This is a genomic window from Nocardia sp. MDA0666, assembly GCF_003023875.1.
Lineage (GTDB): Bacteria > Actinomycetota > Actinomycetes > Mycobacteriales > Mycobacteriaceae > Nocardia > Nocardia aobensis.
In genome coordinates this window covers 85,392-109,956 of sequence record NZ_PYHT01000003.1, presented here as the reverse complement: position 1 = coordinate 109,956, position 24,565 = coordinate 85,392, and the positions used below count along the sequence as shown (strand labels likewise).

The window sequence follows — 24,565 nt, the reverse complement described above, 5'->3', positions numbered from 1 at the left end:
CTCGCGGATTTACCGCTCGCGTCGATCGACCGCAGCGAACTCGGCGCCGACCGCCGTATTCGCACTCGCGCCTTCGGCCGCACCGCTCGGCTCGAAACTCGCTCCGGAAACATGCCCCGGCGAATCCTTTCCGGACCCGCGGTGCCATCGCATTCGATGGACCGTGGACCATAGGAGGGGCCCACCCATACCGTTGTTCAACAAGCCTTAGGATGGCTGGTCGTGACTCTGCGCCTGTTCGACACCGCGACGCGGACCCTGCGGGATTTCACCCCGCTGGTCCCTGGACGTGCGTCGGTGTACCTGTGTGGCGCCACCGTGCAGGGCGAACCTCATATCGGGCACGTCCGCAGCGGCGTCGCCTTCGACGTGCTGCGCCGCTGGCTCACCGCGAACGGCTACGACGTGGCCTTCGTGCGAAATGTCACCGATATCGAAGACAAGATCCTCACCAAGGCCGCCGCCGCGGGCCGCCCGTGGTGGGAATGGGCCGCGACCCACGAGCGCGCCTTCGACCGCGCCTACGAGGCGCTCGGGGTACTGCCGCCGTCGGTGGAACCGCGGGCCACCGGGCACATCACCCAGATGGTCGAGATGATGCAGCGGCTCATCGACCGCGGGCACGCCTACGCGTCGAGCGGCAACGTGTATTTCGATGTGCGCAGTTATCCGGAATACGGTGCGCTCTCCGGGCACAAACTCGAGGATGTGCAGCAGGGCGAGAGCGCCGGCGAGGGTAAACGCGATCCGCGCGATTTCACGCTGTGGAAGGCCGCCAAACCGGGCGAGCCGACCTGGCCGTCGCCGTGGGGTCCCGGGCGCCCGGGCTGGCATCTGGAATGCTCGGCGATGGCCGAGTTCTACCTCGGCCCCGAATTCGATATCCACTGCGGTGGTATGGATCTGGTTTTCCCGCACCACGAGAACGAGATCGCCCAATCCCGTGCCGCCGGAGACGGATTCGCACAGTATTGGCTGCACAACGGCTGGGTGACGCTCGGCGGCGAGAAGATGTCGAAGTCGCTCGGCAACACGCTCTCGGTGCCGAATATTCTCACCCAGGTGCGCCCCGTGGAATTGCGGTTCTATTTGGGCAGTGCGCATTACGCGTCGATGCTCGAATATTCCGAGCAGGCGCTGCGCGATGCCGCGCAGACCTATCAGCGACTCGAGGCATTCGTACAGCGCACCGTCGAGCGGGTCGGTGAGGTCGCCGTCGGGAAATGGACCGATGCCTTCGCCGAGGCGCTCGACGACAATCTCGCGATCCCGAAGGCACTGGCCGAAATTCATCGCGTGGTGCACGAGGGCAATCGAGCGCTCGAGGCGGGCGCGGGCGAATCGGCGCGCGAGGCCGCCGGACAGGTGCGGGCGATGCTCGGAATCCTGGGTGTCGATCCGCTGGATCCGCACTGGGCCGGCCCGAAGGACACCTCGGCGGCCGAATCCGCACTCGACATCCTGGTGCGGGCCGAACTCGAGCGCCGCCAGCGGGCCCGCAGCGAAAAGGATTGGGCCACCGCCGACGCCGTGCGCGATCGGCTCGGTGCGGCCGGAATCGAAGTCGTCGACACTGCCGGCGGCTCGGATTGGTCGCTGGCCAAATGATTCAACCGGCGAAGCCTGCTGATCGGGTGCGGGTGTCGCGACCGACACGAAAGGCATACTGATGGCAGGAAATTCGCAGCGACGAGGTGCGATCCGCAAGGGCGGCACCAAGAAGGGCGCCGTCGTCGGCAGCGGCGGTAAGCGCCGCCGCGGGCTCGAGGGCCGCGGCGCCACCCCGCCCGCCACCATGCGCAAGAACCACCCCGCCTCGAAACGCGCTGCGGTGGCGGCGAAAGCGGCCAAGGCGACGCAGGGCCAGAACCGCGCCCGGCCCGGCACCCGCAAGGGCGACGACGGGCCGGAGTTGGTGCTGGGCCGCAACCCGGTGGTGGAGTGTCTGCGCGCGGAGGTTCCCGCCACCGCGCTGTACGTCGCGCTGGGTACCGAGAACGACGACCGTCTGACCGAATCCGTGCAGCGCGCCGCCGATGCCGGAATCTCCATCCTGGAGGTGTCGCGCACCGATCTGGATCGGATGAGCGCCAACGGTTTACATCAGGGCATGGCCCTGCAGGTGCCGCCGTACCGCTACGCCCATCCGGAGGATCTGCTGGACAGTGCGCGCGCGTCCGGGACCGCGCCGCTGCTGGTGGCGCTGGACAACATCTCCGATCCCCGCAACCTGGGCGCGGTGATCCGTTCCGTCGCCGCGTTCGGTGGCCACGGCGTGGTGATTCCGCAGCGCCGCAGCGCGAGTGTCACGGCGGTCGCCTGGCGCACCAGCGCCGGCGCCGCGGCCCGGTTGCCGGTGGCGCGCGCGACCAATCTGACTCGCACACTCAAGGATTGGGCCAAGGCCGGTCTGCAGGTGGTCGGCCTCGACGCCGGCGGCGACACCGTCCTCGACGACTTCGACGGCACCACACCGACCGTCGTGGTCGTCGGCTCGGAAGGTAAGGGCCTGTCGCGCTTGGTCCGCGAAACCTGCGACACCATCATCAGCATCCCGATGGCCGGGCCGGTGGAGTCGCTCAACGCCTCGGTGGCGGCGGGCGTCGTGCTCTCCGACATCGCCCGGCAACGCCGCTGAGCAGTCGCAGCGTGGCCGGCGACCATCGAGTTCTACACAGTCGCAGCCATTTGCGAGACACCGAGTCTTATCCCACCTGGTGAACATCTTCGAGCCGTGCACCTTGGTGGGTCTCGGCCCGCCTCGATTTTGGAGCGACGGAGCGAGGGAGCGCAGCGACTGAGCGGAGGAGTGAAAAATCGAGGCCCAGGGGGCCGAGACCCCGCCGAAGCGAAGCGAAGGCCGAAGAAACAGCTTTTCGGGTCGGCACGCCGTAAACTCGCACGGTGGCCATGAATCAACCCGACTACTGGGGATCGCTGCCTGAGCCGCCGACCGGCAACCCGGTCGAACACCCCCATGCGACGACGGTGCTGATCCTGGGTGTGCTGAGCCTATTGTGTTGCGGCGCACTGGGTCCGGTGGCGTGGGTGATGGGCAAACGGGCGCTCGACCAGATCGAGATGTCCGGCGGCACCATCGGCGGCCGCTCACAGGTGGTGGTCGGCTACGTGGTCGGCATCGTCGGCACCGTACTGATGGTGCTGTACGCGTGCGTCTTTCTGATGATGCTCATCGGCGGGCGCTGACGTCCGCTAGGCCGGTTCCTCGGTGGTGCCGTCGAGCCCCGGACGTTCGCCCGGCGACGACAACTCGCCCGCGGGCCATTCGGCGCTGATACTGCCCTTCCACTGCGGCTGGCGGCGGTCGCGGAACGCCGCCATCCCCTCGGCCGCGTCCACGCTCTTGCCGACGAAGCCGTGCAGTTCGGACTCCAGCCGGCCGACCGCCTCGGGGCTCATCCCGAGGCCCTCCCAGAGCAGCCGCTTGGTCAGTGCCGTCGGCAGCGGCGCCGAACCGGCCGCCAGGTCGTGGGCCACGGCCAGGGCGGTCGGCAACACCTCGCCGGCCTGCAGACTGCTGTTGGCCACGCCCATCTGGCGCGCTTCCTCACCGTCGAACGTGCGACCGGTCAGCATGATGTCGGCCGCATTGGCCATCCCCGCCAGACGCGGCAGTGTCCAGTGCGCGTAACCGTCGGCCATCGCGCCGCGACGCACCTGGTTCAGCCCGTATACGGCGTCGGTCGCCATGTATCGCAGATCGCACTGCAGTGCCAGCGACAGCCCGATCCCCACGGCATGCCCGTTCACGGCCGCGATCACCGGCTTGCGGATCTGCCACGGCGGCGGATCGATCGTGCCGCGCACGTCACCCACGCGTGCGGACAGATCGGCGCCCGCGCAGAACGCGGGCGGAGTCCCGGTGATCACCACCGCGCGAATCGCGTCCTCGGTATCGCAGCGCCGCAGCGCGGTTCCGAGCTCCGCCGCCATCGTGGGCGTCATGGCGTTCTGCTGCGCGGGACGATTGAGCGTGAGTACGGCGACACCGGCGGACACATCGACCTGCAGTTCCGAACTCATGCGACACAATCCTAGGCTTGGGTGATCTTTCCGCCCCACCTTACTGGCTGGATCTTTGGCCTTCGCTTCGCTTCGGCGGGGTCTCGGCCCCCTGGGCCTCGATTTTTCACTCCTCCGCTCAGTCGCTGCGCTCCCTCGCTCCGTCGCTCCAAAATCGAGGCGGGCCGAGACCCACCGAGGTGCACGGCTCGTAGACGTACGCCTTGACGGGGGCAGCGCGCGCAGGCTCTCTATCCGCGCAGCACTTGGCGGCCGATCGCGTATTTGTGGACTTCGGTGGGGCCGTCGTAGAGGCGGAAGGCGCGCATGTCGCGGAAGATCATCTCGACCACGGTTTCGTCGCTGATGCCGATGCCGCCGAGGACCTGGACGCAGCGGTCGGCGACCTTGAACAGTTCCTCGGATACATAGGATTTCGCCATCGAGCTCTCGTGACGCGCCTTGTGGCCCTGATCCATCAGCCAGCAGGCGTGCCAAATGGTCAGGCGGCACTGGTGCAGGGCGATCTCGTTGTCGGCCAGCATGAACGACACGCCCTCGTGTTCGCCGATCGGTTTGCCGAACGCGGTGCGGGTCTTGGCGTGTTCGACGGCGATGCTCTGCGCACGTTCGGCGGCGCCGAGCCAGCGCATGCAGTGGGTGAGGCGGGCGGGTGCCAGTCGCAGCTGGGCGTAGCGCAGGGCCTGGCCGCTCTCCCCCAGCAACGCCTCCTTGGGCAGGACCAGATTCTCGAAGCGCACGACGCCGTGGCCGCCGACGTAGTTGCGGTCCATCGTGTTCATCGTTCGCTCGATGACGATTCCCGGCGTGTCCCCCTCGGTGAGGAACAGGGTCGGGCCCGCGGGGAGGTGGTCGTTGTCCTCGAGTTTGGCCATGACGATCCAGGTCTTCGCCCCGTCGGCCCCGGTGATCAGCCATTTGCGGCCGTTGATCGTGAAGTTCTCGCCGTCGAAGGTGGCGGTGGTGGCGAGCTGGGCCGGATCCGATCCGGCGCCCCCGGGTTCGGTCATCGCGAAGACCGATCGCTGGTGGCCGTCGATCACCGGCATCAGGTAGCGCTCCACCTGCTCCGGATTCGCCACCTTGGACAGCAGGAACATATTGCCCTCGTCGGGCGCGGCGCAGTTCATCGCGACCGGTCCCAGGGTGGACCATCCGGCGGCCTCGTACAGCACGGCCTGTTCGACGTGGGTGAGCCCGCGACCACCGAGCGCCTCGGGCGCCTGAATGGTGAGCAGCTTCTCGGCCCGTGCCACTTCGACCAATTCCTGCCGCAGCTCGTCGTTGGGTCCGTGCGCGGTCAGGCGGGGGTCGCGCTCGAACGGGACGATCTTGTCGATGACGAACCGGCGGATGCGGTCACGTTCGGCGGCGAGGTCGGCGGGGATCGAGAAGTTAATCATGATTCACCTTTTGGTCGGGGCCTCAGAGGAGCATACGTCGGCTCCGGCCCGAGACTGAAGGCGATTGCCCGCAACTGCCGGACCGCAGCTCCCGAAGGCCGCTGTCTCGGCCCGCTCCCGCCCGCGCACGATCCGATCAACCCACGTTTTCGTGCAGAAACCGTTCGACTTCGGCGCGATAGACAGCGGGTTGATCGTCGTGGACGAGATGTCCGGCGGCGCCGACAACCACATGGCGCACACCCGGCCGCGCCGCCGCCATCTCCCGCATCTGCCCCGGCGGCGTGATCGTGTATTCGCCCTCGAGCAGCAGTGTCGGCACGCGCACCGCAGCCCATTCGGCCCAGAAGTCGCGAGTGCCCCACTCCTCGGAGATGTCGCGGAAGGTCGCGACGGAACCGTGCAACCGGTAGCCGTCCGGTGCGGGCGTGAACGAGTGGAGGAAGTAGCGCCCGGCGACGGGGCCGAAATAGTCGAGTACCGCGTCGGCATCGGGAAACGGCTGCGGCCAGGACTCGATCATCTCCGCCCAGTGCTGGGCGGTGCGCCCCCGGAAATCGGGCGCCATATCCTCGACCACCAGCGCCCGCACCCGCTCGGGATGCGCGGCCGCGAACATCCATCCGTGCAGTCCGCCCATCGAATGCCCGATCACCACCATCGGCTCCGATATCGCGGCGGTCGCGGCGGCCAGGTCGGCGACGAACGCCTCCGTGGTGAGCTCCGGCGGCGCCGGGCGACCGTGGCCGGCGGCGTCGAAGGAGTGGACATGACCGAATGCGCGCAGCCACGGCACCTGGCCGGCCCAGGTCCGCGCGCTGCCCATCAATCCGTGCAGCAGCAGAATCGGCACCCCGGTGCCGCCCTCGTCGTACAACATCGGCACCGACGATACGTGGCGAGCCAGGGGATTAGCCTGGGCTCATGGCTGTTGTGAAGATCAATGCGATCGAGGTTCCCGAGGGAGCCGGACCCGAACTCGAGAAGCGCTTCGCGCATCGCGCGCACGCGGTGGAGGACTCGCCCGGCTTCCTGGGCTTCCAGTTGCTCCGCCCGGTGGCCGGTGACAACCGGTATTTCGTTGTGACGCAGTGGGATTCGGAGGAATCGTTCGCCGCGTGGCGGGACGGACCGGCCAAGGAGGCGCACGCCGGGCAGGCCCGTCAGCCGGTCGCCACGGGCGCCTCGCTGCTGGAATTCGAAGTCGTCCTCGACGTCGCGGGCAAACCGGCCCAGTAGTGGTCCTTGCACCCGGTGGTCGGCCCGACCACCGGGTGGGCTGTCCCGTGGCAGCCGACGCCCGCGCTTACTTCGGCGAGCGCCGGCTCAGTTTTCGAGTGCGGCGTCGAGTTCGATCGTCTCGACGCCGGCGAGGGCCTTGCTGACCGGGCAACCGGCCTTGGCGGTCTGGGCGGCCTGCTCGAAGCCACCCGCGTCGATACCCGAGACCCGGCCGCGCACGGTCAGCGCGATCTTCGAGATGCGGAAGCCGCCCGCGGGGTCCGGGCCGAGGGTCACGTCGGCATTCACGTCCAGGCTTTCGATGGTGCCGCCGGCGGCGCCGATCTGACCGGACAGCGCCATCGCGTAGCAGGACGAATGCGCGGCCGCGATCAATTCCTCGGGGCTGGTGGTGCCCTCGGCGGTATCGGCGGTCCGCTTCGGGAACGAGACGTCGAATTTGCCGACACCGGAACTGGCCAGGTCGACCTGTCCGGATCCGTCCTGCAAGCCACCGGTCCATGCGGTACGCGCGCTACGTGTAGGCATCGCTGTCCTTTCGTCGAGTGAGAATGAGCCGTCGCGGTCGAACCTACTCGCCGAGCGCGCTCGACTCACCGTTGTCCGGCACGATTCCCGCGCGACACCGCGCGGACGGTCACGCCATATCGCGACGAACCATCAATACCACTGTGCCGCAGGCGAATACCGCGATATATGCCGCCAGGACGAGGAACGACGCCGGTCGCGACAGGATATCCAGGACGCCCGGTGTCGCGGCGCCGCCCACACTGCGCATGGCCCCGGCCGCCGAACCCGCCGCGGTCCCCGGCAGATGGTCGGCGACGGCCCGGATCGGCGAGAAGATCGAGGCAACGCCGCGCAGCAGATTCTCCACCACCAGCACCCACACCAGCCCCAGCCCGACCGCCAGCGCCGGACCGCGCGCGATCGCCGCGATCAGCGCGCCGGCCAGCGTCCACATACCGAGGATCACCACGCCGGTCGCGAGGCCGAACAGGGTGTGCGCGGCCGTCGGCAGCGTCAGCGTCTGGTGCTCGGCCACCCCGATCACCGCGGCCACACCGGTATCCACCACGAACGCCGCACCGACCAAGCCCACCACCACGCCCGTCAGGGCCAGCACGGTACCGCCGACCACCGCGCGGCGCGAAGGCCCCTGTGTGAAGACGGTTTTCCAACTGCCCCAGCCGTATCCGCTGCCCACCACCAGCGCACCGAGTACCAGCATGAGCGCACCGCCGAACATCGCCATGCCCTGGGTGAACACCTCGGGCACGGCCGCGGGCAGCATCAGTTGCAACAGCACCTCGCGCGGTTGCCCGTTCGACATCCGGGAACTGCTGCCCGAGGTGTAGGCCAGATAGTTGAACAGATAGGCGAAGACGAGATTCAGCGCGATCCAGGTACCGAGCACGATCCAGAACGCGGGCCACTTCCGCAGCCGCGCGAATTCGGCTCGGGTGCATGCCAGTATGTCGTTCATCGGTGCTCCTGTTTCGTCATCTCGAAAAACACTTCCTCCAGCGACTTCTCGTCCGTGCGCAGCTCCAGCAGATCCGCGCCGGATGCGATCACCGCGCGCGCCACCTCGGGCGCCAGTGCCCTACCGGCATCGACTCTGATGCCGGCGGCGGTCAGCAGCGCGCGGTGTTCACCCACCACCCGGCGCACCGCCGGATAGGCCGTCTCCAGCGGCTCGGCACGCACCAGAAGCGTTGCCGCGCCACGTAATTCGTTCACCGTCGATTCGGTGAGCAGCGTCCCGCCGGAGATCACGCCGACCCGATCGCAGATTTCCTGCACCTCGCCGAGCAGATGCGAGGAGAGCACGACGGTGTGCCCGTCGGCGGCCAAACCGGTGACCAGTTCCCGCATTTCGGCCATGCCGGCCGGGTCCAGGCCGTTGGTCGGCTCGTCGAGGATGAGCAGATCGGGGTTGCCGAGCAGCGCGGCGCCGACGCCGAGGCGCTGCTTCATGCCGAGCGAATAGGTGCGGAAGCGGTCGTCGGCCCGATCGGCGAGGCCTACCCGCGCCAGGATCTCGTCCACCTCGGCGAATCGGTCGCGACGCCGGGTACCGGCGGTGCGCTCGGTCCGGTGGTAGCGGGCCAGCACCCGCAGGTTGTCGCGGCCGGACAGGTACGGATGGAAGCCGGGCCCTTCGATCAGAACGCCGATGCGCCGCAACGACTCCGGTTCACCGGGATTGCGGCCCAGCACCGTCGCGGTACCGGAGGTCGGCGCGATCAGCCCGACGAGCATCCGCAGCGTCGTCGTCTTACCGGCGCCGTTGGGACCGAGAAATCCGTAGATCTCGCCGCGCCGCACCGACATGGACACCGCGTCCACGGCCGTATGGTCGCCGTACTTCTTGGTGAGCGCGTCGGTGACCACGACCTCGGCTGCGGCCGACCGAGCCTGCGTGGCCGTACCGGGGAGCGCGCCACCCGGATCGGCATTCGATCTGTTCATATCTCGACCATCCGCTTGGACCTGCGGCGACACATCCGTCACGGTGCCCGCCTCGGCGTACGTATCTGGACGTAATTCGCGGCGCGGGGGCTCGCTGTGCGGCGCGACGGGGTTACCGTTCGAACTGTGCAGTCGAGTAGGCGGCCCGGCGCCCGGGATGTGATGCTGAGCGTCGTCGTGGCCGCTGTCCAACTGGGCGCCGGACATGCGGCGAATGCGCATCAGTCCGGCGTGCGACCACTGGATGCGCTGGGATACGCGTTGCTGGTGGCCGGCCCGCTGCTGTTGGCGCTGCGCGCGATGTATCCCCGGGCGGTATTCGTGGGCGTGCTCGCGGTCACCGTTGCCTATCTGCTGGTCGGCTACGGTTACGGACCGGTCTTCGTATCGCTGGTCATCGCCTTCCTGACCGCGGCCTCGCGCGGCTCCCGCTGGTACACCTATCCGCTGGTGCCGCTGGGATATCTGCTGATGGTGTGGCCGGTGCCCGCCCTGCGCGGCCACGGCCCCGGGGGCTGGCCGGTCGCCGGGATCCTGGCCTGGCTGGTGGTGCTGATCGCGATCGCCGAGGGAATCCGGCAGCGGCGTTCGACGCTGATCGCGCGGCGTCAGCGCGCCGAGGCGGCGCGGCGTAACCGGGAGGCCGAACGCGCCCGCGAACTGGCCGAGCGCGAACAGAGGGCGGCCCAGGAGCGGCTGGCCATCGCGCGCGAACTGCACGATGTGCTCGCGCACAGCCTGTCGCTGATCAATGTGCAGTCGTCGGTGGCGCTGGAACTGCTCGACCGCAAACCCGAACAGGCCGCGACCGCGCTGTCGGCGATCAAAGAGGTCAGCCGCGATGCGATCGGTGAGGTGCACAGTCTGCTGCGCTCGATCCGTGCCGGCGCGGAAACCGTTGCGGCGCCGACCGGTCCGGCGGTCGGCATCGGCGATCTGGAATCATTGCTGGCTCCGACCCGCGCCGCCGGGACGGCGGTCCACACCCGGATTACGGGCACACCGCGCCGGCTGCCCGTGGTGGTCGACGTGGCCGCCGCCCGCATCGTGCAGGAATCGCTGACCAATGTGCTGCGACACGCGCCCGGCGCGGAAACGACGGTGGTTGTGGATTATTCACCGAGCGAGCTGTGCATCACTGTGGACAACGAGCGACCTCCGAATTCTCCACAGTCGTCCACAACCGGTGGCGGGAACGGGATTCCCGGCATGGTCGAACGCGCGCACGCACTGGGCGGGGAGGTGTCCGCGACGCCGCGCGCCGACGGTGGGTTCCGGGTGGATGCTCGACTACCGATCCCGGTGACCGCCGCCGGCGAGCCCGGAACACCCGCCCCTCCGGTCGAACCACCCGAACCCCCGTGATCGGCACCGAATACCCTGAGCTACAGGAGGTTTCGTGAACGACATTCGCGTCCTGGTCGCCGACGACCAAGCCCTCGTCCGCGCCGGATTCGCCGCGCTGCTGGACGCTCAGGACGGGATCGCGGTCGTGGGCGAGGCCGACAACGGTGAGCACGCGCTGCGGCTGACCCGGGAACTGCGCCCGGATGTGGTTCTGATGGATATCCGGATGCCGGTGCTCGACGGCCTGGCCGCGACCCGGGAGATCGCCGCCGATCCCGATCTCACCGGCGTGAGAGTAGTCGTCCTCACCACCTTCGAACTCGACGAGTACGTCTTCGAGGCCATGCGTTCGGGCGCCACGGGTTTCCTGGTCAAACACACCGAACCCGCGGATCTGGTGCGGGCGGTGCGGGTGGTCGCCGACGGGGACGCACTGCTTTCGCCCAGCGTCACCCGCCGCCTGGTCGCCGAATTCGCCACCCACGCCAAACCCGCGCCCACCGCGGCCCTGTCCGAACTCACCGACCGCGAGCGCGAGGTGATGGCGCTGGTCGCCGAAGGGCTCACCAACGCCGAAATCGGGCGGCGCCTCTTCATGAGCCCCGCCACCGCCCGCACCCATGTGAGTCGAATCCTGGTGAAACTCGGCGCCCGCGACCGGACGCAACTCGTGGTGATGGCCTACGAATCCGGTCTGGTCCGGCCCGGCTGGCAGTAGTCCGGCCGCGGGCCCGGTGTCAGCGACCGAATTCCGCGGCCACCGGAATCACCTCGCGCCCCATCATCTCCAGGGGAGTCAGCTCGTCGACGCCGGCCATCCGGCCGATCACCAGGTCGATGCCCATATCCGCCATCCGCTTCAGCTGCCCCAGCACCTGACCGGCGCCGCCCCCGTCCGGTCCGAGATCGAAGGCGAAGACACAGCTCTTGCGGATCTCATGCGGATCGCGGCCGATCTCCACGCACAATCGGTCCAGCAGTTCGATCTTGTTCGCCAGCTCCGGCCCCGGCCGCAGGCTCGCCACATCCGCGTACCGCGCCACCAGCGGCAGCGTGCGCCGCTCACCATCCCCGCCGATGAGCACGGGCGGATGCGGGCGATGCGCACCCGAGAGCGAGGTCCGCACCGCCTGCGGGGCGTTCAGCGGGCGCTCGACGTGAAAGTGCTTGCCGTGCACGGGTTCCGATCCGCCTCGCTCGCCGCTCCACATGGCCCGGCAGATCCGCAGCGTCTCCTCCAGCATCTCGTAGCGGTCGCGCAGCGGCGGGAACGGCAGACCGTACCCCTCCACATCGCCGGTGGAGGTGCCCGAACCGATCCCCAGCCAGGCCCGGCCGCCGGACAGCACATCCAGGGTGGTGACGAGCTTTCCGAGCATGGCCGGATGCCGATAGTGCACCCCCGACACCACCGCGGTCAGCTCCACCCGCGACGTATGCGCCGCGATGAACGACAGCGTCGAATACGCCTCCAGCACATTCTGTTCCACACGCCCGAGCCACGGGCTCTGCCAGAGATGATCACCCACGGCGATGAGCGAGAACCCGCTGTCCTCGGCCGTGCGCACCACCTCGGCCAGACCCGATCCGATGCGTTCCGAGGGGGTGTCCAGCGCGAAGTTCGTGAGATGCAATCCGATGTCCATGACTTCAGCCTCTGCCTCCGGGCGGCGCGAATCATCCGTCCGGAGAACACATCCCGGGTACGTCCCCGCGCGTAGTCAGCGGATGCCGCCGAGCTCGAGTCCCCGCCGAATCGCCTGTTCCACCGGTGAATACGCACCCTCGGGCCGGTCCAGCACGCACGGTTCGCGCAGCTGCAGCGGCGGCTGAGCCATGAATTTCGGGTTGCGTCCGCGATGCGCCTGGGCGGCATGCACCAGGAACGGGTGGCAGAGATACACATCTCCGGCCCGGCCGGTGGCCGCCACTTCCGGAAGGCCCTCGGTGGCGGCGAAGTCCTCGACCAGGTCCGACATCGCGACCCCGGCCGCACCGTACGGTTCCAGCACCTTCGCGATCCGCAGATGCGAGCCCACCCGGATCCGCGTCGGCGCATCGTCGGGGCCGACGTCGGAGAACAGGAACAGCATCAGCAGACCGCGGCCCTTCGACCGCACGTTGATGCGCCACCGCAGATAGTCCTGCGGATCCTCGCCCGGGAAACTCGCGTCGATATGCCATCCGTCGTCGCCCGGCGGCTGCGCGCTGGGGAACCGAATCGGGAAGGTGCCCAGCCCCTGGTACGGAACCCAGCGGCCCGCACCGACCAGCCGATCACACGCCTGTGCCAGCAGCGGACTGCGTGCCGCCCGGGCGAACGGTGGGTCGGCGAATCCGGGCAGCCGGACCACCGGCCGGGTCCACGTTGCGGAATCCACCGGATCGCATCCGGTTGCGCGCCACAGGATTTCCCTCGCCTCAGCCGCGGTGGACTCGGAGAACGCACCCTCCACTCGGACGAAACCCTCGGCGACGAAGCCCTCCACCTCGGCATCGGTCAGCACACAGCCCTCTTTCCGCTCGCGAACATCGCCAGAATGGAACATTCGCCCGCGCGGCCGCCACTCATTTTGTGCGCTACGACTTTTGTGCGCATACGACGATGCCGGCCACCCCGCCGTGCGGGATGACCGGCATCTACCGATCTGTGCGGACTACTTACTCGGCCGAGGCCTCGGGAGTGGTCTCACCGGCGCCGGCCAGCGCCGCGACCGGTTCGGCCTCCGCCTTCGCGGGCTTGGCCTTACCCGCGAAGGTGAACTTGGCGTCCTCGCCGGCACCCTCGCCGTCCCAGTTCTCGACGTCGACCTCGACGATCTGGCCGGGGCCGATCTCGCCGAACAGGATCTTCTCCGAGAGCTGATCCTCGATCTCGCGCTGGATGGTCCGGCGCAGCGGGCGGGCGCCCAGCACCGGGTCGAATCCGCGCTTGGCGAGCAGGCTCTTGGCCTTCTCGGTGAGGTCGATCTCCATATCCTTGTTCCGCAGCTGGGTCGCGACGCGATTGATCATCAGATCCACCATCTCCACGATCTGCTCGTTGGTGAGCTGGTGGAAGACGATGACGTCGTCGATACGGTTGAGGAACTCCGGACGGAAGTGCTTCTTCAGCTCGTCGTTGACCTTGAGCTTCATCCGCTCGTAGTTCGAGCCCTCGTTGTTGGACTGGGCGAAGCCCAGACCCACGGCCTTCGAGATGTCGGAGGTGCCCAGGTTCGAGGTGAAGATCAGCACGGTGTTCTTGAAGTCGACCGTACGACCCTGACCGTCGGTGAGACGACCGTCCTCCAGCACCTGCAACAGGGTGTTGTAGATCTCCTGGTGGGCCTTCTCGATCTCGTCGAACAGCACGACCGAGAACGGCTTGCGGCGCACCTTCTCGGTGAGCTGGCCGCCCTCCTCGTAGCCGACGTAGCCCGGAGGGGCACCGAACAGCCGCGAGGCGGTGAAGCGGTCGTGGAACTCACCCATGTCGATCTGGATGAGCGCGTCGTCGTCGCCGAACAGGAAGTTCGCCAGCGCCTTGGACAGCTCGGTCTTACCGACACCGGACGGACCGGCGAAGATGAACGAACCGGACGGACGCTTCGGATCCTTCAGGCCGGCGCGAGTACGGCGGATGGCCTTCGAGACGGCCTTGACCGCGTCCTCCTGGCCGATGATCCGCTTGTGCAGCTCGTCCTCCATGCGGAGCAGACGGGTGGTCTCCTCCTCGGTGAGCTTGAACACCGGGATACCGGTCCAGTTGGCCAGCACCTCCGCGATCTGCTCGTCGTCGACCTCGGCCACGACGTCCAGATCACCGGAACGCCACTGCTTCTCCCGCTCGGCGCGCTTGGCGACGAGCTGCTTCTCCTTGTCGCGCAGCCGCGCGGCCTTCTCGAAGTCCTGCGCGTCGATGGCGCTTTCCTTCTCCCGGCGGGCATCGGCGATCTTGTCGTCGAATTCGCGCAGGTCCGGCGGAGCGGTCATCCGGCGGATGCGCATCCGCGCGCCCGCCTCGTCGATCAGGTCGATCGCCTTGTCCGGCAGGAACCGGTCGTTGATGTACCGGTCGGCCAGCGTGGCCGCGGCCACCAGCGCACCGTCGGTGATGGACACCCGGTGGTGCGCCTCGTAGCGGTCGCGCAGACCCTTGAGGATGTTGATGGTGTGCTCGACCGTCGGCTCGCCCACCTGGACCGGCTGGAACCGGCGCTCCAGGGCGGCGTCCTTCTCGATGTACTTGCGGTACTCGTCGAGGGTGGTGGCACCGATGGTCTGCAGCTCACCGCGGGCCAGCTTCGGCTTCAGGATCGAGGCCGCGTCGATGGCGCCCTCGGCGGCACCCGCACCCACGAGCGTGTGCAGCTCGTCGATGAACAGGATGATGTCGCCGCGGGTGTTGATCTCCTTGAGCACCTTCTTCAGGCGCTCCTCGAAATCACCGCGGTAGCGGCTGCCCGCGACCAGGGAACCCAGGTCGAGGGTGTAGAGCTGCTTGTCCTTCAGCGTCTCCGGCACCTCGCCGTTGACGATGGCCTGGGCGAGACCCTCGACGACGGCGGTCTTACCGACGCCGGGCTCACCGATCAGGACCGGGTTGTTCTTGGTGCGGCGGCTCAGCACCTGCATGACGCGCTCGATCTCCTTCGAGCGGCCGATGACGGGGTCGAGTTTGCCTTCGAGTGCGGCCTGGGTCAGGTTGCGGCCGAACTGGTCGAGGACCAGCGAGGTGGACGGGGTCCCGGACTCGCCACGAGCGCCGGACTCCACCGCCTCCTTACCGCCCTGGTAGCCGGACAGCAGCTGGATGACCTGCTGCCGCACCCGGTTGAGGTCGGCGCCCAGCTTCACCAGCACCTGGGCCGCGACGCCTTCGCCCTCACGAATCAGGCCGAGCAGAATGTGCTCGGTACCGATGTAGTTGTGGCCGAGCTGCAGCGCTTCGCGCAGGCTCAGCTCCAGCACCTTCTTGGCCCGGGGGGTGAAGGGGATGTGACCGGACGGCGCCTGCTGGCCCTGCCCGATGATCTCCTCCACCTGGCTGCGCACACCCTCGAGCGAAATTCCCAGCGACTCCAGGGACTTCGCCGCGACACCCTCACCCTCGTGGATCAGGCCCAGCAGGATGTGCTCGGTGCCGATGTAGTTGTGGTTGAGCATCCGAGCCTCTTCTTGGGCCAGGACAACGACCCGCCGCGCGCGGTCGGTGAACCTCTCGAACATCGCTCCCTCACTTCCTGCTCCGCTATCCACGGCATCCGGCGCTGCTGTTGTGCTTCGTGCTTCACACCTGTGGCGCCAGCCTGCCATGAAGCCCTGGGGTTGCATCCCCCGCCTCTACTGTAGTTGGCGGGGGTCACGGCCGTCGTCCGTCCACCCTATTGCGAACGGGCGACAACGCGAGTCATACCGTTCTAACGCGGCACCAACCCGGAACGTTTCCCCAGCAACTACGCCCACAGCTGAATTTTCCGCTTCCGCTTCGCGATGGTGGGGTTCGCGGCCCGGATACGGAACTATCCGGTGATCGGCGGGATGAAGTGGCAGGGCACCGGCCGCGGATCGTCCGGATCCAGGGCGTTGAGCGCGAACGCCGCCGCCCGGTCGCTGCCCGCGATGCCCGCGTGCTCCGAGTAGTCCGCCGCGCAGCCGTCCTGGACCACGACGTTCGTCGTGTTCGGACCGGGTACCAGGGCGACGGTGTACGGCACCACCAGCTCGTCGTAGCGGGTCTCGATATTGGTGTAGGTGACGTCCGGGTCGTACACGCCGTCGGCGTTCAGGGAGCGGATGAAATCCGTGCTACCCGTCATCTGCGCACAGGCGGCACAGGGGCTCGCCCCCAGGGCGGCGTCGAAGGCCGGCCCCGCGCCCAGGCGCACCGCGACATCGCGAGCCGGGTCGATCACGGGACCGAAGGTGCCCAGCCACGGCGCCGCGATCGCCACGAACTTGTCGACCTTGTCGGCACCGCCCAATCGCTTCACGAAGTAGTTGCCCACCAGATTGCCCTGCGAATGTGCGATCAGATCGACCTTCTCGGCGCCGGTCGCCGCCAGCACCCGGTCCACGAACTCCGCGAGCTGCGCCGAACTGTCCTCGATCGGCCGCATCCCGCCGATCGCAGAGAGCGGCCACGGCAGATCGTAGGCGCCGTAGGTCAGCGAATAGACGCAATATCCCTCGTTGGCCAGCAGCGGCGCGTACACGCCCCAGTTCGTCTGCGCCCCGCCGCCGGTGCCGTGCACCAGCACGACGGGTTCGGGATGGGCGTCGCTGGGCCGGCACGACCAGTCGTCGGCGCCGGGCAGGGATCCACCCGGATTTCGCAGCTCGTACGGAATGCCGGAGAAGAAGTTGTAGTCCACCGGATATTCGGCGTGGGCCGCGGCGGCGGCGGTCACCCACAGAATGCTCGAGATCGCCAGAACGAGCGCGGCTCCGAGCGCCCGGCGCGGCAGATGCGCGATATGAGACGGCATCGGGATCCCCTCCCAAAAAAACTAGAACGTGTTTCAACACGCTAGCCGGAAAAGGGGACCATTCGGATCGATACCGACGGGTAACCGGAATCGCCGGTCACATCCGGCGGCCGGGTATCAGAGGTCGCGGTGCGAGATGATGCCGTTCTGGATGGCCAGCGCCGCCAGCCGCACCCGCTTCTGATTCTGCGGCAGGTCCTCGACGCCGAACTTCGAAAACAGCGCGCGCAGATGGGTTTTGATCGCATCCACGCTCAGGTACAACTCGTCGGCGATCTGCTGATTGGATGCGGGCGTGGCGAATTCGGTGTTGCCGCGATACGGGCGGCACAGCGCGATCAGTACCGCGCGCTGGGTATCGGTGAGCGATCGCGGACTCGGGACGGAGCCGACCGAGGTCCGGGTCGCATCGTCGACCCTGCCGGTGTAGTCGTGGAACGACAGCATCGAGGTACCGACCCGGATGCGGTCGCCGGCCTCGAGCCGGCGGCGGCCGGCCAGTCGCTCCCCGTTGACGAAAGTGCCGTTGCGCGACAGTCCGTCGTCGACGATGGTCCAGTGCGCGCCCAGATATTCCACGGCCGCATGCAATCGCGACACCTCGGCATCCCAGCCCAGCGACAGATCCGCCTGCGGCGACCGCCCGATGGTGATGCGCTGATGATCCGGGGTCAGCGTCAATTCGTGCCGGCTGCCGGTGTCGTCGATGAACCGGAGGAACGATTCGTGAATGTCCGTCACCGCGTTGCTACCCCCACCCTCGTACCGCCAGTGACGTGGTCTGCATAGGCCCCATGGTGCCGCGCCGACGCGGCGGCGAGCAAGATCACCACGCCGGGGCCGCATCGAAATGCCGCTGCCGCCCGGACGTCGCACGATTCCTCCGGGCGGCAGCGGCACAGACGCAGCCGGGTCTTTTCGACCGCACTAGTTGTTGCGGCCGACTTCCTTGTGGTAGCTCTCCACGACATCGGCGGAGATGCGACCACGCGCGGAAACCTTGTGGCCCTTGCGCCGCGCCCATTCCCGAATTGCCGCACTCTGTTCGCGATCCATGGAAACTCGGCCCTTCGGCGCACCGGTGGTCGCACCGACCGGCTTGCTGCGCCGACGACCGCTCACCCGACGGGCATTGGCGACCCACACGTCCAGCCCGTCCCGCAGCTTCGCCGCATTCGCCGCGGACAGGTCGATCTCGTACGAAACACCGTCGATCGCGAACTCGATGGTCTCGTCCGCAATGGACTCACCATCGACATCGTCGATCAGGCTAACGGTGACCTTCTTTGCCATGAGATGAACGTCCTCTCGAAATCGTGCGACCCGGATACCAGGCCGATGCCCGAGTCGAGAATACCTCTAGATACGAAATTTCCAAGACGGGGAATCGGCATTCAAACCCGGTACTCAGCGACCGGACGGACGCACAATTGGGAAGAGTATGGTTTCCCGGATTCCGAGTCCGGTCAGTGCCATCAGCAAGCGGTCGATTCCCATACCGGTACCCGTTGTCGGCGGCATACCGTGTTCCATGGCGGCGAGGAAGTCCTCGTCCAGTCGCATGGCCTCGTCGTCACCAGCGGCGGCCAGTCTGGCCTGGTCGACAAAACGTTCCCGCTGCACGACCGGATCCACGAGTTCCGAATAGCCGGTGGCCAACTCGAATCCGCGGACATACAGATCCCACTTCTCGGTGACGCCCGGCTTACTCCGGTGCTGCCGCGTCAGCGGCGACGTCTCCACCGGGAAGTCACGCACGAAAGTGGGGGCATAGAGCTTGTCGCCATAGCTGTGTTCCCACAGTTCCTCGACAAGTTTGCCGTGGCCGTAACCCTTGTCCGGAGGAATTTCCAGACCGACCCGATCGGCCAGTGCGAGCAATTCCGGAACAGTAGTTTCCGGCGTTACCTCGACACCCAGCGAATCGGATAGCGAAGGATACATCTCGACGGTGTTCCACTCACCACTCAGATCGTATTCCGTACCGTCGGCGAGCGTGACGACCTGAGTGCCGAAGACCTCTTGCGCGACTTCCTGGATCAATTCCCGCATCATCAGCGCGGAATCGTCGTAGGTGCCGTAGGCCTCATAAGTTTCCAACATCGCGAACTCGGGCGAATGCGTCGAGTCGGCGCCCTCGTTACGGAAGTTGCGGTTGATCTCGAAGACCTTCTCGATCCCGCCCACCACGCAGCGCTTCAGGAACAACTCCGGCGCGATGCGCAGATACAGATCCATATCCAGCGCATTGGAATGGGTGACGAACGGACGCGCCGCCGCACCCCCGTGCAGGGTCTGCAGCATCGGCGTCTCGACCTCGAGGAAACCCCTGCGCTCCAACGCATTTCGCAGTGCGCGCACCGCCGCGATCCGGGTGCGGGCGTTCTCCCGCGCCTCCGGCCGCACGATGAGGTCGACATAGCGCTGCCGGACCCGCGACTCCTCGCTCAGTTCTTTGTGCGCCACCGGCAGCGGACGCAGCGATTTGGCCGCCATCGACCAGGAATCGGCCATCACGCTCAGTTCCCCGGTACGGGAGGAGATGACCTCACCGTGCACGAAGACGAAATCACCCAGATCGACATCGGCCTTCCACGCCGCCAGCGCGTCGGCGCCGACACCGTTCAGGCTGATCATCGCCTGCAGCTTGGTGCCGTCACCCTCCTGCAGCGTGGCGAAGCACAGCTTGCCCGTATTGCGCATGAAGATGACGCGGCCGGCCACACCGGCCTGCACTCCCGTGCTGGTGTCGGGCTCGAGGTCGGGATAGGCGGCGCGGATCTCGGCGAGGCTGTGGGTCCGCGGCACCACGACCGGATACGCCTCGACGCCCGCGTCGATCAGCCGCTCACGCTTCTCCCGGCGGATCCGCATCTGCTCGGGAACGTCGACTTCCGCTGCGGCAGGATGCGATTGCCCCGCGGGAACCCGGCCCGCGGAGCCACCGGACGAAGGGCTGTTCGGGGTGCTCACAGCGAACCACCCTATCTTGCGCCGGAAATTGTTTTGCGCGCGCCCGACCCCCGCTCACCCGGGCGATTACAGCGAGACGAGTGCGTTGATCTCACCGGCCAGATGCGGTGCGCCGGCGGCCACCGACAGCAGCCCCGCGGCCTTTACCGCCTGATAGCCACCGACCAGATCGGTGGCCCGGTGCAGACCCAACTGCTGCAGTGCCGCGGCCGCCAGACTCGACGTGTAGCCCTCCGAGCAGACGATCACCCATTCCCGGTCGTGATCGGTGGCCAGTGCGAGCCGCGCGGAGCTGGTGGGGTCCAGCCGCCACTCCAGCACGTTGCGCTCTATCACCAGGGCGCCCGGCAGGGTGCCCTCCTTGACGCGCTGGGCTTGCGGGCGAATATCGACCAGCAGGGCGCCGCGCGCGATCGCCTCCGGTAATTCGAATGCGTACATGCGCGTCAATCGCGCACGCGCCGCCTCCAGCATGTCATTGATGGTGAGATGCGTGTGCGTCATTTCACATCGCCTTCGGGCTGGTCGGTGAGCACGGTACGGGTGCGCCGCAGCGTTCCGTGGCCGGTCACTTCGTAATACGACATGGCGGACAGAGGTGGTGAATACGCGTGCACCGACAGCGTCGGATTCGACGGTTCGGGCACGCCCGCGACGTGGTCCGGGGCACGCACCACGTCGTGCACCCAGCCGAGCGGGAAGGAGGCCTGATCACCGGCGGCGAGGGTGCGCTGACGCAATTCCTTACCGTTCCAGCGGAATTCCGAGAGCGCGCCGCTCAACACGGTCAGCGCGCCGAGCGAGCCGGCATGGTCGTGTAGTTCCGTCGACCGGTCCGGCACCCAGCTGATCAACCAGACGTCGACCTCGTCGTCGGCGAGAAGGCGTACCGCCCAACGGTTTTCGGTGGGCCACACGCCAGCCGACGGCAGCAGATGATCGAAGCGGCCGGCCAGGACGTCCTCGGCACCCTCGTCCGTCAGCCGCAGCAGATCCGCCGGACGCAGCCGGGTCGGCAACGCGGACGAGACCGAACGATCGGTGATCTCCGCGGCGAGCCGGTTGGCCGGGCGAGCGGGCGGCAACTGCCCCGTCCGGCGACGCGCGGCGTCACCGTTCGCGGCAGAGGCAACAGCAGAGGTGATTACAGAGGAACGCATGAGCGAAGCTCCAGGAGTAGTGGATGGCCGAGGGCGGATACGCAGCCTCGACAATCAGCCGAGGCGAATCAGCCTCGACAACACTCCTGGGTGCTCACGCGGAAAGTCACGAGCCGAAGTCTAGCAGGGTGGTCGGCGCGTGCAAGAGCGGTGTGTTCCACCCCACAGCAGCGCCGTCACGGGCGGCGGCGCTGCTGGTTGCGCTCGTAGACCAGACGCAGCCCGTCCAGGGTCAGATGCGGCTCGTGGTGATCGATGGTCTCGGATTCGGGGACGATCAGCGGTGCGGTCGGGCCCGTCGCCACCACCGACACGTCGTCACCGGCGAAGGCGTCGAGCTCGTCACGGATCCGGTCGATCAAACCGTCGACCAGCCCGGCGAAGCCGAACACCGCGCCGGACTGCATGCATTCCATGCTGTTCTTACCCACCACCGACCGCGGGCGGGTCAGCTCCGCGCGCCGCAGCGCACTGCGGGCCACCAGCGCCTCGGTGGAGATCTCCACTCCGGGCGCGATCGTCCCGCCGAGGAACTCTCCCTTCGCCGACACCAGGTCGACACAGATGGCGGTGCCGAAATCGACGACGATCGCCGGCGATTCGAAACGGTGATATGCCGCAAGGCAATTCACGATCCGGTCGGCGCCGACCTCTTTCGGATTGTCGACCAGCAGCGGAATTCCGGTGCGCACACCGGGTTCCACCAGCACGTGCGGCACGTGCGACCAGTAGCGGCCCAACATGGTTCGCAACTCCCGCAGGACCGGCGGCACCGTCGACAGGGCCGACACCCCGACCACCTGATCCAGCCGCTCGCCCACCAAACCCCGTACCTGGATGGCGAATTCGTCGGCGGTCAGCAACGGATTGGTGTGCACACGCCAGGTGTGCACCAGTTCCGCATGCGCACCACTGCCCGAGAACAGGCCGATCTCGATACTGGTGTTGCGGACGTCGATCGTCAGCAGCATCCTCGCCCCGCTGCCCGCGGCTCAGGCGAAGGTCAGCGAGCGCGGCGAGGTCAACCCCGAACCCTCCGGGGCGTGCGCCGGGTCCGAACCCAGCTCCACCGGACGGTTGCGGTCGTCGACGAACACCACCCGCGGCTGGTACTCGCGCAGCTCGGCCTCGTCCATCATGCCGTAGGCGATCAGGATGACGAGATCACCCGGATTCACCAGATGCGCTGCGGCACCGTTGATTCCGATCACGCCCGAACCTCGTTCACCGGCGATCACATAGGTTTCCAGCCGAGCGCCGTTGTCGATATCGACGATGCAGACCTGCTCGCCCTCGAGCAGATCGGCAGCATCCATCAGATCCGGGTCCACGGTCACCGAACCCACATAGTGCAGATCGGCGTGGGTCACCGTGGCACGGTGGATCTTCGACTTCATCATGGTGCGCAACATCGTGGTCGCCTTTCCTATGCGTCGGCCTGGGCAGGCTGGAAATCGGGGACAGCGTTGTGGCCGCCGGCGGGAGCGACGGGCTCGGAGGCGGCAGCCTGCGTAACCACGGAGGGCCCCGCGGACGCCGCATCGGACACAGCGGGAGGGACGGTGACCGGCACGTTGTCGATCAAACGAGTGGCGCCGATGCGCGCGGCCACCAGCAGACGAGCGTTCCCGCTGCTCGGAATGGGGCCCAGATCCGAACCGCGCAACTCCAGGTAGTCGACATCGACACCGGTCGCGCCGTCGAGCACCGAACGGGCCGCGGCCACCACCGCGTCGGGACCCCGCCCCGCCGCATGCCGGCCCGCGGCCAGCGCGGCAGACAAGGTGATCGCCGATTCGCGCTGCTGGTCGTCCAGATAGCGGTTGCGCGAGGACAGCGCCAGGCCGTCGGATTCGCGCACCGTGGGCACCGCGACGATCTCGACGTCGAAGTTCAGATCCCGGACCATCTGCCGGATCAGAGTCAGCTGCTGATAGTCCTTCTCGCCGAAGAACGCCTCGTGCGGACGGACGATCTGCAGCAGTTTCGCCACCACCGTCAACATTCCGGCGAAGTGGGTCGGCCGGCTGGCGCCCTCCAACTCGGCGCCGAGCGGTCCCGGATGGACCGAGGTGCGCGGGCCCTCCGGATACATCTGGGCCACGCTCGGCGCGAACACCAGCGCCACGCCCTCCTCACGCAGCAGCGCCACATCGCCGTCGAGCGTGCGCGGATACTTGTCGAAGTCCTCGTTCTCGCCGAACTGCAGCGGATTGACGAAAATCGACACCACCACAACCTGATTCGTGCGCTTGGCGCGGCGCACCAACTCCAGATGGCCCTCGTGCAGGGCACCCATCGTCGGCACCAGCGCGACCGTGCGACCCACCCCGCGCAACGCGGAGGTCACCGCCGAGAGCCCGGCCGGCTCGTGCACCACCGTCAGCTCGCCCGGGCGATACAGGGTGCGCAACTGCTCCGGGGTCAGCTTCTTCGCTCGCGAATTCGACATCAGTGTCCCTCCAGCAGACCGATCAGATCCGGGCTCGTACGGGCCAGCTGCGCCGTCCGCAGCGACATCGCGCGATAGCCCGCGGCCAGCTCCGGATCGGCCGCGGCCAGTGCCTCCAGGTGCGCCGACACCGCGAGGGCGTCACCCCGCGCCACCGGACCGGTCAAGGCGGGCAGGCCACGACGCAGCGCATTGTCCAGCGCCGCCGACGCCAGCGGCGCCAGCATCCGCTCCGCCAACCCGTTGGGCTGCTCGTCGACCACCTGCTGCCCCAGCAGACCCGGGCCGTCCAGCGCCGCCCGCAACGCCGCCACCGCATCGACGATCAGAGTGACCAGATGATTACTGCCGTGCGCGAGAGCCGCGTGATAGAGCGCCCGGTTCTCCTCCGGCACTCGCACCGGTTCGCCGCCCATCTCGATCACCAGCGACTGCGCGATCGCATATCCGATCTCGTCGGCCGCGGTGATGCCGAAACAGGCATTCGCCAAGCGGGCGGTGTCCTCGTCGTGGCCGGTGAAGGTCATCGCCGGATGGATCGCCAGCGGGCGGACACCGGTCAGCGGGGACAATACGGCCACGCCGTTCGCACCCGAGGTATGCGCGACGATCGTTCCCGGGCGGACCACCTGCGCGGCCGCCAAACCGGCCACCAGACCGGGCAGTTCACTGTCCGGCACGGCCAGAATCAGCAGTTCGCTGCGCGCCGCGATCTCCTCCACCGGCAAGATCTGCGACTCCGGCAACCGCGTCCGCGCCCGATGCCGCGACGCATCGGAAATCGCGGACACCCCGAACACCACATGGCCGGCGCGCTCCAGCGCGACACCCAGCGCCGAGCCCACCCGGCCCGCCGACACGATGCCGACCGTCAGCCGAGCAGGCGCCGGATCGGAGCCGGAAACAGCGGATGAGCCCGATACCGCGGGCGCGGCGGGGCGCGATGAATCGGCCTCGTCGGGCCGCGAAAAATCGGAGGTCACCGTTGTCCTCTCGGAA

The 24,565-nt window shown here is 67.6% G+C and carries 25 protein-coding genes; 6 read left to right on the top strand and 19 right to left on the bottom strand.

Going from position 1 to position 24,565, the window contains the following annotated elements:
* The first annotated feature begins 222 nt into the window (after positions 1 to 222).
* The 3 genes from cysS to C8258_RS06810 all read left to right on the top strand — a co-directional run bounded on the left by cysS (position 223) and on the right by C8258_RS06810 (position 3,207).
* Positions 223 to 1,608: a cysteine--tRNA ligase gene (gene cysS / locus C8258_RS06820; RefSeq protein ID WP_036497498.1), complete on the top strand. Its 1,386-nt coding sequence runs from the start codon at positions 223 to 225 to the stop codon at positions 1,606 to 1,608.
* Positions 1,609 to 1,669: 61 nt separating this feature from the next.
* The gene (gene rlmB, locus C8258_RS06815; RefSeq protein ID WP_036497499.1) at positions 1,670 to 2,638 is read left to right on the top strand and encodes a 23S rRNA (guanosine(2251)-2'-O)-methyltransferase RlmB; all 969 of its coding nucleotides are present in this window, start codon (positions 1,670 to 1,672) and stop codon (positions 2,636 to 2,638) included.
* A gap of 272 nt (positions 2,639 to 2,910) precedes the next feature.
* Complete coding sequence (locus tag C8258_RS06810; protein ID WP_036497501.1) at positions 2,911 to 3,207, top strand: hypothetical protein; 297 nt, start codon at positions 2,911 to 2,913, stop codon at positions 3,205 to 3,207.
* A gap of 6 nt (positions 3,208 to 3,213) precedes the next feature.
* Here C8258_RS06810 and C8258_RS06805 read toward each other — a convergent pair whose 3' ends face one another.
* The 3 genes from C8258_RS06805 to C8258_RS06795 form a co-directional block, all read right to left on the bottom strand.
* A complete protein-coding gene (locus C8258_RS06805) occupies positions 3,214 to 4,044 on the bottom strand; it encodes an enoyl-CoA hydratase/isomerase family protein (RefSeq protein WP_036497503.1) in 831 nt (276 codons plus the stop codon).
* A 230-nt stretch (positions 4,045 to 4,274) separates the two neighbouring features.
* Positions 4,275 to 5,447, bottom strand: coding sequence for an acyl-CoA dehydrogenase family protein (locus C8258_RS06800; protein WP_106954443.1), 1,173 nt, complete (start codon positions 5,445 to 5,447; stop codon positions 4,275 to 4,277).
* Positions 5,448 to 5,583: 136 nt separating this feature from the next.
* Positions 5,584 to 6,327, bottom strand: coding sequence for an alpha/beta fold hydrolase (locus tag C8258_RS06795; RefSeq protein ID WP_106954442.1), 744 nt, complete (start codon positions 6,325 to 6,327; stop codon positions 5,584 to 5,586).
* 44 nt (positions 6,328 to 6,371) lie between these two features.
* On the opposite strand from C8258_RS06795, the gene mhuD reads away from it, so the two are divergent.
* Positions 6,372 to 6,686, top strand: a complete 315-nt coding sequence (mhuD, locus tag C8258_RS06790; RefSeq protein WP_106954441.1) for a mycobilin-forming heme oxygenase MhuD — start codon at positions 6,372 to 6,374, stop codon at positions 6,684 to 6,686.
* A gap of 87 nt (positions 6,687 to 6,773) precedes the next feature.
* Here mhuD and C8258_RS06785 read toward each other — a convergent pair whose 3' ends face one another.
* The 3 genes from C8258_RS06785 to C8258_RS06775 form a co-directional block, all read right to left on the bottom strand.
* Entirely contained in the window at positions 6,774 to 7,217 is a 444-nt protein-coding gene (locus C8258_RS06785) for an OsmC family peroxiredoxin (protein WP_106954440.1), read from the bottom strand.
* Between the two features lie 109 nt (positions 7,218 to 7,326).
* A complete protein-coding gene (locus C8258_RS06780) occupies positions 7,327 to 8,175 on the bottom strand; it encodes an ABC transporter permease subunit (RefSeq protein ID WP_106954439.1) in 849 nt (282 codons plus the stop codon).
* A complete protein-coding gene (locus C8258_RS06775) occupies positions 8,172 to 9,164 on the bottom strand; it encodes an ABC transporter ATP-binding protein (RefSeq protein WP_106954438.1) in 993 nt (330 codons plus the stop codon). Before C8258_RS06775 ends, C8258_RS06780 begins: the two co-directional genes overlap by 4 nt.
* A gap of 126 nt (positions 9,165 to 9,290) precedes the next feature.
* Between C8258_RS06775 and C8258_RS06770 the strand changes: the two genes are divergently transcribed.
* Together C8258_RS06770 and C8258_RS06765 are read left to right on the top strand one after the other, a co-directional pair.
* Positions 9,291 to 10,529 carry a sensor histidine kinase gene (locus C8258_RS06770; protein WP_233224920.1) on the top strand — a complete coding sequence of 413 codons (1,239 nt, stop codon included), beginning with the start codon at positions 9,291 to 9,293 and terminating at the stop codon, positions 10,527 to 10,529.
* A 34-nt stretch (positions 10,530 to 10,563) separates the two neighbouring features.
* Entirely contained in the window at positions 10,564 to 11,229 is a 666-nt protein-coding gene (locus tag C8258_RS06765) for a response regulator transcription factor (RefSeq protein WP_199195619.1), read from the top strand.
* Positions 11,230 to 11,248: 19 nt separating this feature from the next.
* Here the strand turns inward: C8258_RS06765 and C8258_RS06760 are convergent, their stop codons facing one another.
* The 13 genes from C8258_RS06760 to C8258_RS06700 all read right to left on the bottom strand — a co-directional run bounded on the left by C8258_RS06760 (position 11,249) and on the right by C8258_RS06700 (position 24,441).
* Positions 11,249 to 12,157: an LLM class flavin-dependent oxidoreductase gene (locus C8258_RS06760; RefSeq protein ID WP_106954436.1), complete on the bottom strand. Its 909-nt coding sequence runs from the start codon at positions 12,155 to 12,157 to the stop codon at positions 11,249 to 11,251.
* Positions 12,158 to 12,232: 75 nt separating this feature from the next.
* The gene (locus C8258_RS06755; RefSeq protein ID WP_199195618.1) at positions 12,233 to 13,018 is read right to left on the bottom strand and encodes a phytanoyl-CoA dioxygenase family protein; all 786 of its coding nucleotides are present in this window, start codon (positions 13,016 to 13,018) and stop codon (positions 12,233 to 12,235) included.
* Positions 13,019 to 13,172: 154 nt separating this feature from the next.
* Entirely contained in the window at positions 13,173 to 15,722 is a 2,550-nt protein-coding gene (locus tag C8258_RS06750; RefSeq protein WP_036497458.1) for an ATP-dependent Clp protease ATP-binding subunit, read from the bottom strand.
* A 293-nt stretch (positions 15,723 to 16,015) separates the two neighbouring features.
* Positions 16,016 to 16,981 carry a triacylglycerol lipase gene (locus C8258_RS06745; RefSeq protein WP_106954434.1) on the bottom strand — a complete coding sequence of 322 codons (966 nt, stop codon included), beginning with the start codon at positions 16,979 to 16,981 and terminating at the stop codon, positions 16,016 to 16,018.
* Between the two features lie 117 nt (positions 16,982 to 17,098).
* Complete coding sequence (locus C8258_RS06740) at positions 17,099 to 17,722, bottom strand: FHA domain-containing protein (RefSeq protein ID WP_036497456.1); 624 nt, start codon at positions 17,720 to 17,722, stop codon at positions 17,099 to 17,101.
* Between the two features lie 186 nt (positions 17,723 to 17,908).
* Positions 17,909 to 18,274 (bottom strand): Lsr2 family protein, encoded by a 366-nt coding sequence (locus C8258_RS06735; protein WP_030517338.1) that lies wholly within the window; start codon positions 18,272 to 18,274, stop codon positions 17,909 to 17,911.
* Positions 18,275 to 18,388: 114 nt separating this feature from the next.
* Entirely contained in the window at positions 18,389 to 19,855 is a 1,467-nt protein-coding gene (gene lysS, locus C8258_RS06730) for a lysine--tRNA ligase (protein ID WP_036497454.1), read from the bottom strand.
* A gap of 165 nt (positions 19,856 to 20,020) precedes the next feature.
* Entirely contained in the window at positions 20,021 to 20,458 is a 438-nt protein-coding gene (locus tag C8258_RS06725) for a rhodanese-like domain-containing protein (protein WP_036497453.1), read from the bottom strand.
* The gene (locus C8258_RS06720; protein ID WP_106954433.1) at positions 20,455 to 21,114 is read right to left on the bottom strand and encodes a cysteine dioxygenase; all 660 of its coding nucleotides are present in this window, start codon (positions 21,112 to 21,114) and stop codon (positions 20,455 to 20,457) included. The genes C8258_RS06725 and C8258_RS06720 overlap by 4 nt, the downstream gene beginning before the upstream one ends.
* A gap of 176 nt (positions 21,115 to 21,290) precedes the next feature.
* Positions 21,291 to 22,085, bottom strand: a complete 795-nt coding sequence (locus tag C8258_RS06715) for a type III pantothenate kinase (RefSeq protein WP_106954432.1) — start codon at positions 22,083 to 22,085, stop codon at positions 21,291 to 21,293.
* A gap of 21 nt (positions 22,086 to 22,106) precedes the next feature.
* Positions 22,107 to 22,526: an aspartate 1-decarboxylase gene (gene panD / locus C8258_RS06710; protein ID WP_030517343.1), complete on the bottom strand. Its 420-nt coding sequence runs from the start codon at positions 22,524 to 22,526 to the stop codon at positions 22,107 to 22,109.
* A gap of 14 nt (positions 22,527 to 22,540) precedes the next feature.
* Positions 22,541 to 23,527 (bottom strand): pantoate--beta-alanine ligase, encoded by a 987-nt coding sequence (gene panC / locus C8258_RS06705; RefSeq protein ID WP_369974725.1) that lies wholly within the window; start codon positions 23,525 to 23,527, stop codon positions 22,541 to 22,543.
* 38 nt (positions 23,528 to 23,565) lie between these two features.
* A complete protein-coding gene (locus C8258_RS06700; RefSeq protein ID WP_106954597.1) occupies positions 23,566 to 24,441 on the bottom strand; it encodes a Rossmann-like and DUF2520 domain-containing protein in 876 nt (291 codons plus the stop codon).
* Positions 24,442 to 24,565: the final 124 nt, after the last annotated feature.

Bases quoted from the DNA above. Each gene is read 5' to 3' on its own strand.
- rlmB (WP_036497499.1), top strand. From the start codon at position 1,670: ATGGCAGGAAATTCGCAGCGACGAGGTGCGATCCGCAAGGGCGGCACC.
- C8258_RS06810 (WP_036497501.1), top strand. From the start codon at position 2,911: ATGAATCAACCCGACTACTGGGGATCGCTGCCTGAGCCGCCGACCGGC.
- C8258_RS06805 (WP_036497503.1), bottom strand. From the start codon at position 4,044: ATGAGTTCGGAACTGCAGGTCGATGTGTCCGCCGGTGTCGCCGTACTC.
- C8258_RS06800 (WP_106954443.1), bottom strand. From the start codon at position 5,447: ATGATTAACTTCTCGATCCCCGCCGACCTCGCCGCCGAACGTGACCGC.
- C8258_RS06795 (WP_106954442.1), bottom strand. From the start codon at position 6,327: ATGTTGTACGACGAGGGCGGCACCGGGGTGCCGATTCTGCTGCTGCAC.
- mhuD (WP_106954441.1), top strand. From the start codon at position 6,372: ATGGCTGTTGTGAAGATCAATGCGATCGAGGTTCCCGAGGGAGCCGGA.
- C8258_RS06785 (WP_106954440.1), bottom strand. From the start codon at position 7,217: ATGCCTACACGTAGCGCGCGTACCGCATGGACCGGTGGCTTGCAGGAC.
- C8258_RS06780 (WP_106954439.1), bottom strand. From the start codon at position 8,175: ATGAACGACATACTGGCATGCACCCGAGCCGAATTCGCGCGGCTGCGG.
- C8258_RS06775 (WP_106954438.1), bottom strand. From the start codon at position 9,164: ATGAACAGATCGAATGCCGATCCGGGTGGCGCGCTCCCCGGTACGGCC.
- C8258_RS06760 (WP_106954436.1), bottom strand. From the start codon at position 12,157: ATGGACATCGGATTGCATCTCACGAACTTCGCGCTGGACACCCCCTCG.
- C8258_RS06750 (WP_036497458.1), bottom strand. From the start codon at position 15,722: ATGTTCGAGAGGTTCACCGACCGCGCGCGGCGGGTCGTTGTCCTGGCC.
- C8258_RS06745 (WP_106954434.1), bottom strand. From the start codon at position 16,981: ATGCCGTCTCATATCGCGCATCTGCCGCGCCGGGCGCTCGGAGCCGCG.
- C8258_RS06735 (WP_030517338.1), bottom strand. From the start codon at position 18,274: ATGGCAAAGAAGGTCACCGTTAGCCTGATCGACGATGTCGATGGTGAG.
- lysS (WP_036497454.1), bottom strand. From the start codon at position 19,855: ATGCGGATCCGCCGGGAGAAGCGTGAGCGGCTGATCGACGCGGGCGTC.
- C8258_RS06725 (WP_036497453.1), bottom strand. From the start codon at position 20,458: ATGACGCACACGCATCTCACCATCAATGACATGCTGGAGGCGGCGCGT.
- C8258_RS06720 (WP_106954433.1), bottom strand. From the start codon at position 21,114: ATGCGTTCCTCTGTAATCACCTCTGCTGTTGCCTCTGCCGCGAACGGT.
- C8258_RS06715 (WP_106954432.1), bottom strand. From the start codon at position 22,085: ATGCTGCTGACGATCGACGTCCGCAACACCAGTATCGAGATCGGCCTG.
- panD (WP_030517343.1), bottom strand. From the start codon at position 22,526: ATGTTGCGCACCATGATGAAGTCGAAGATCCACCGTGCCACGGTGACC.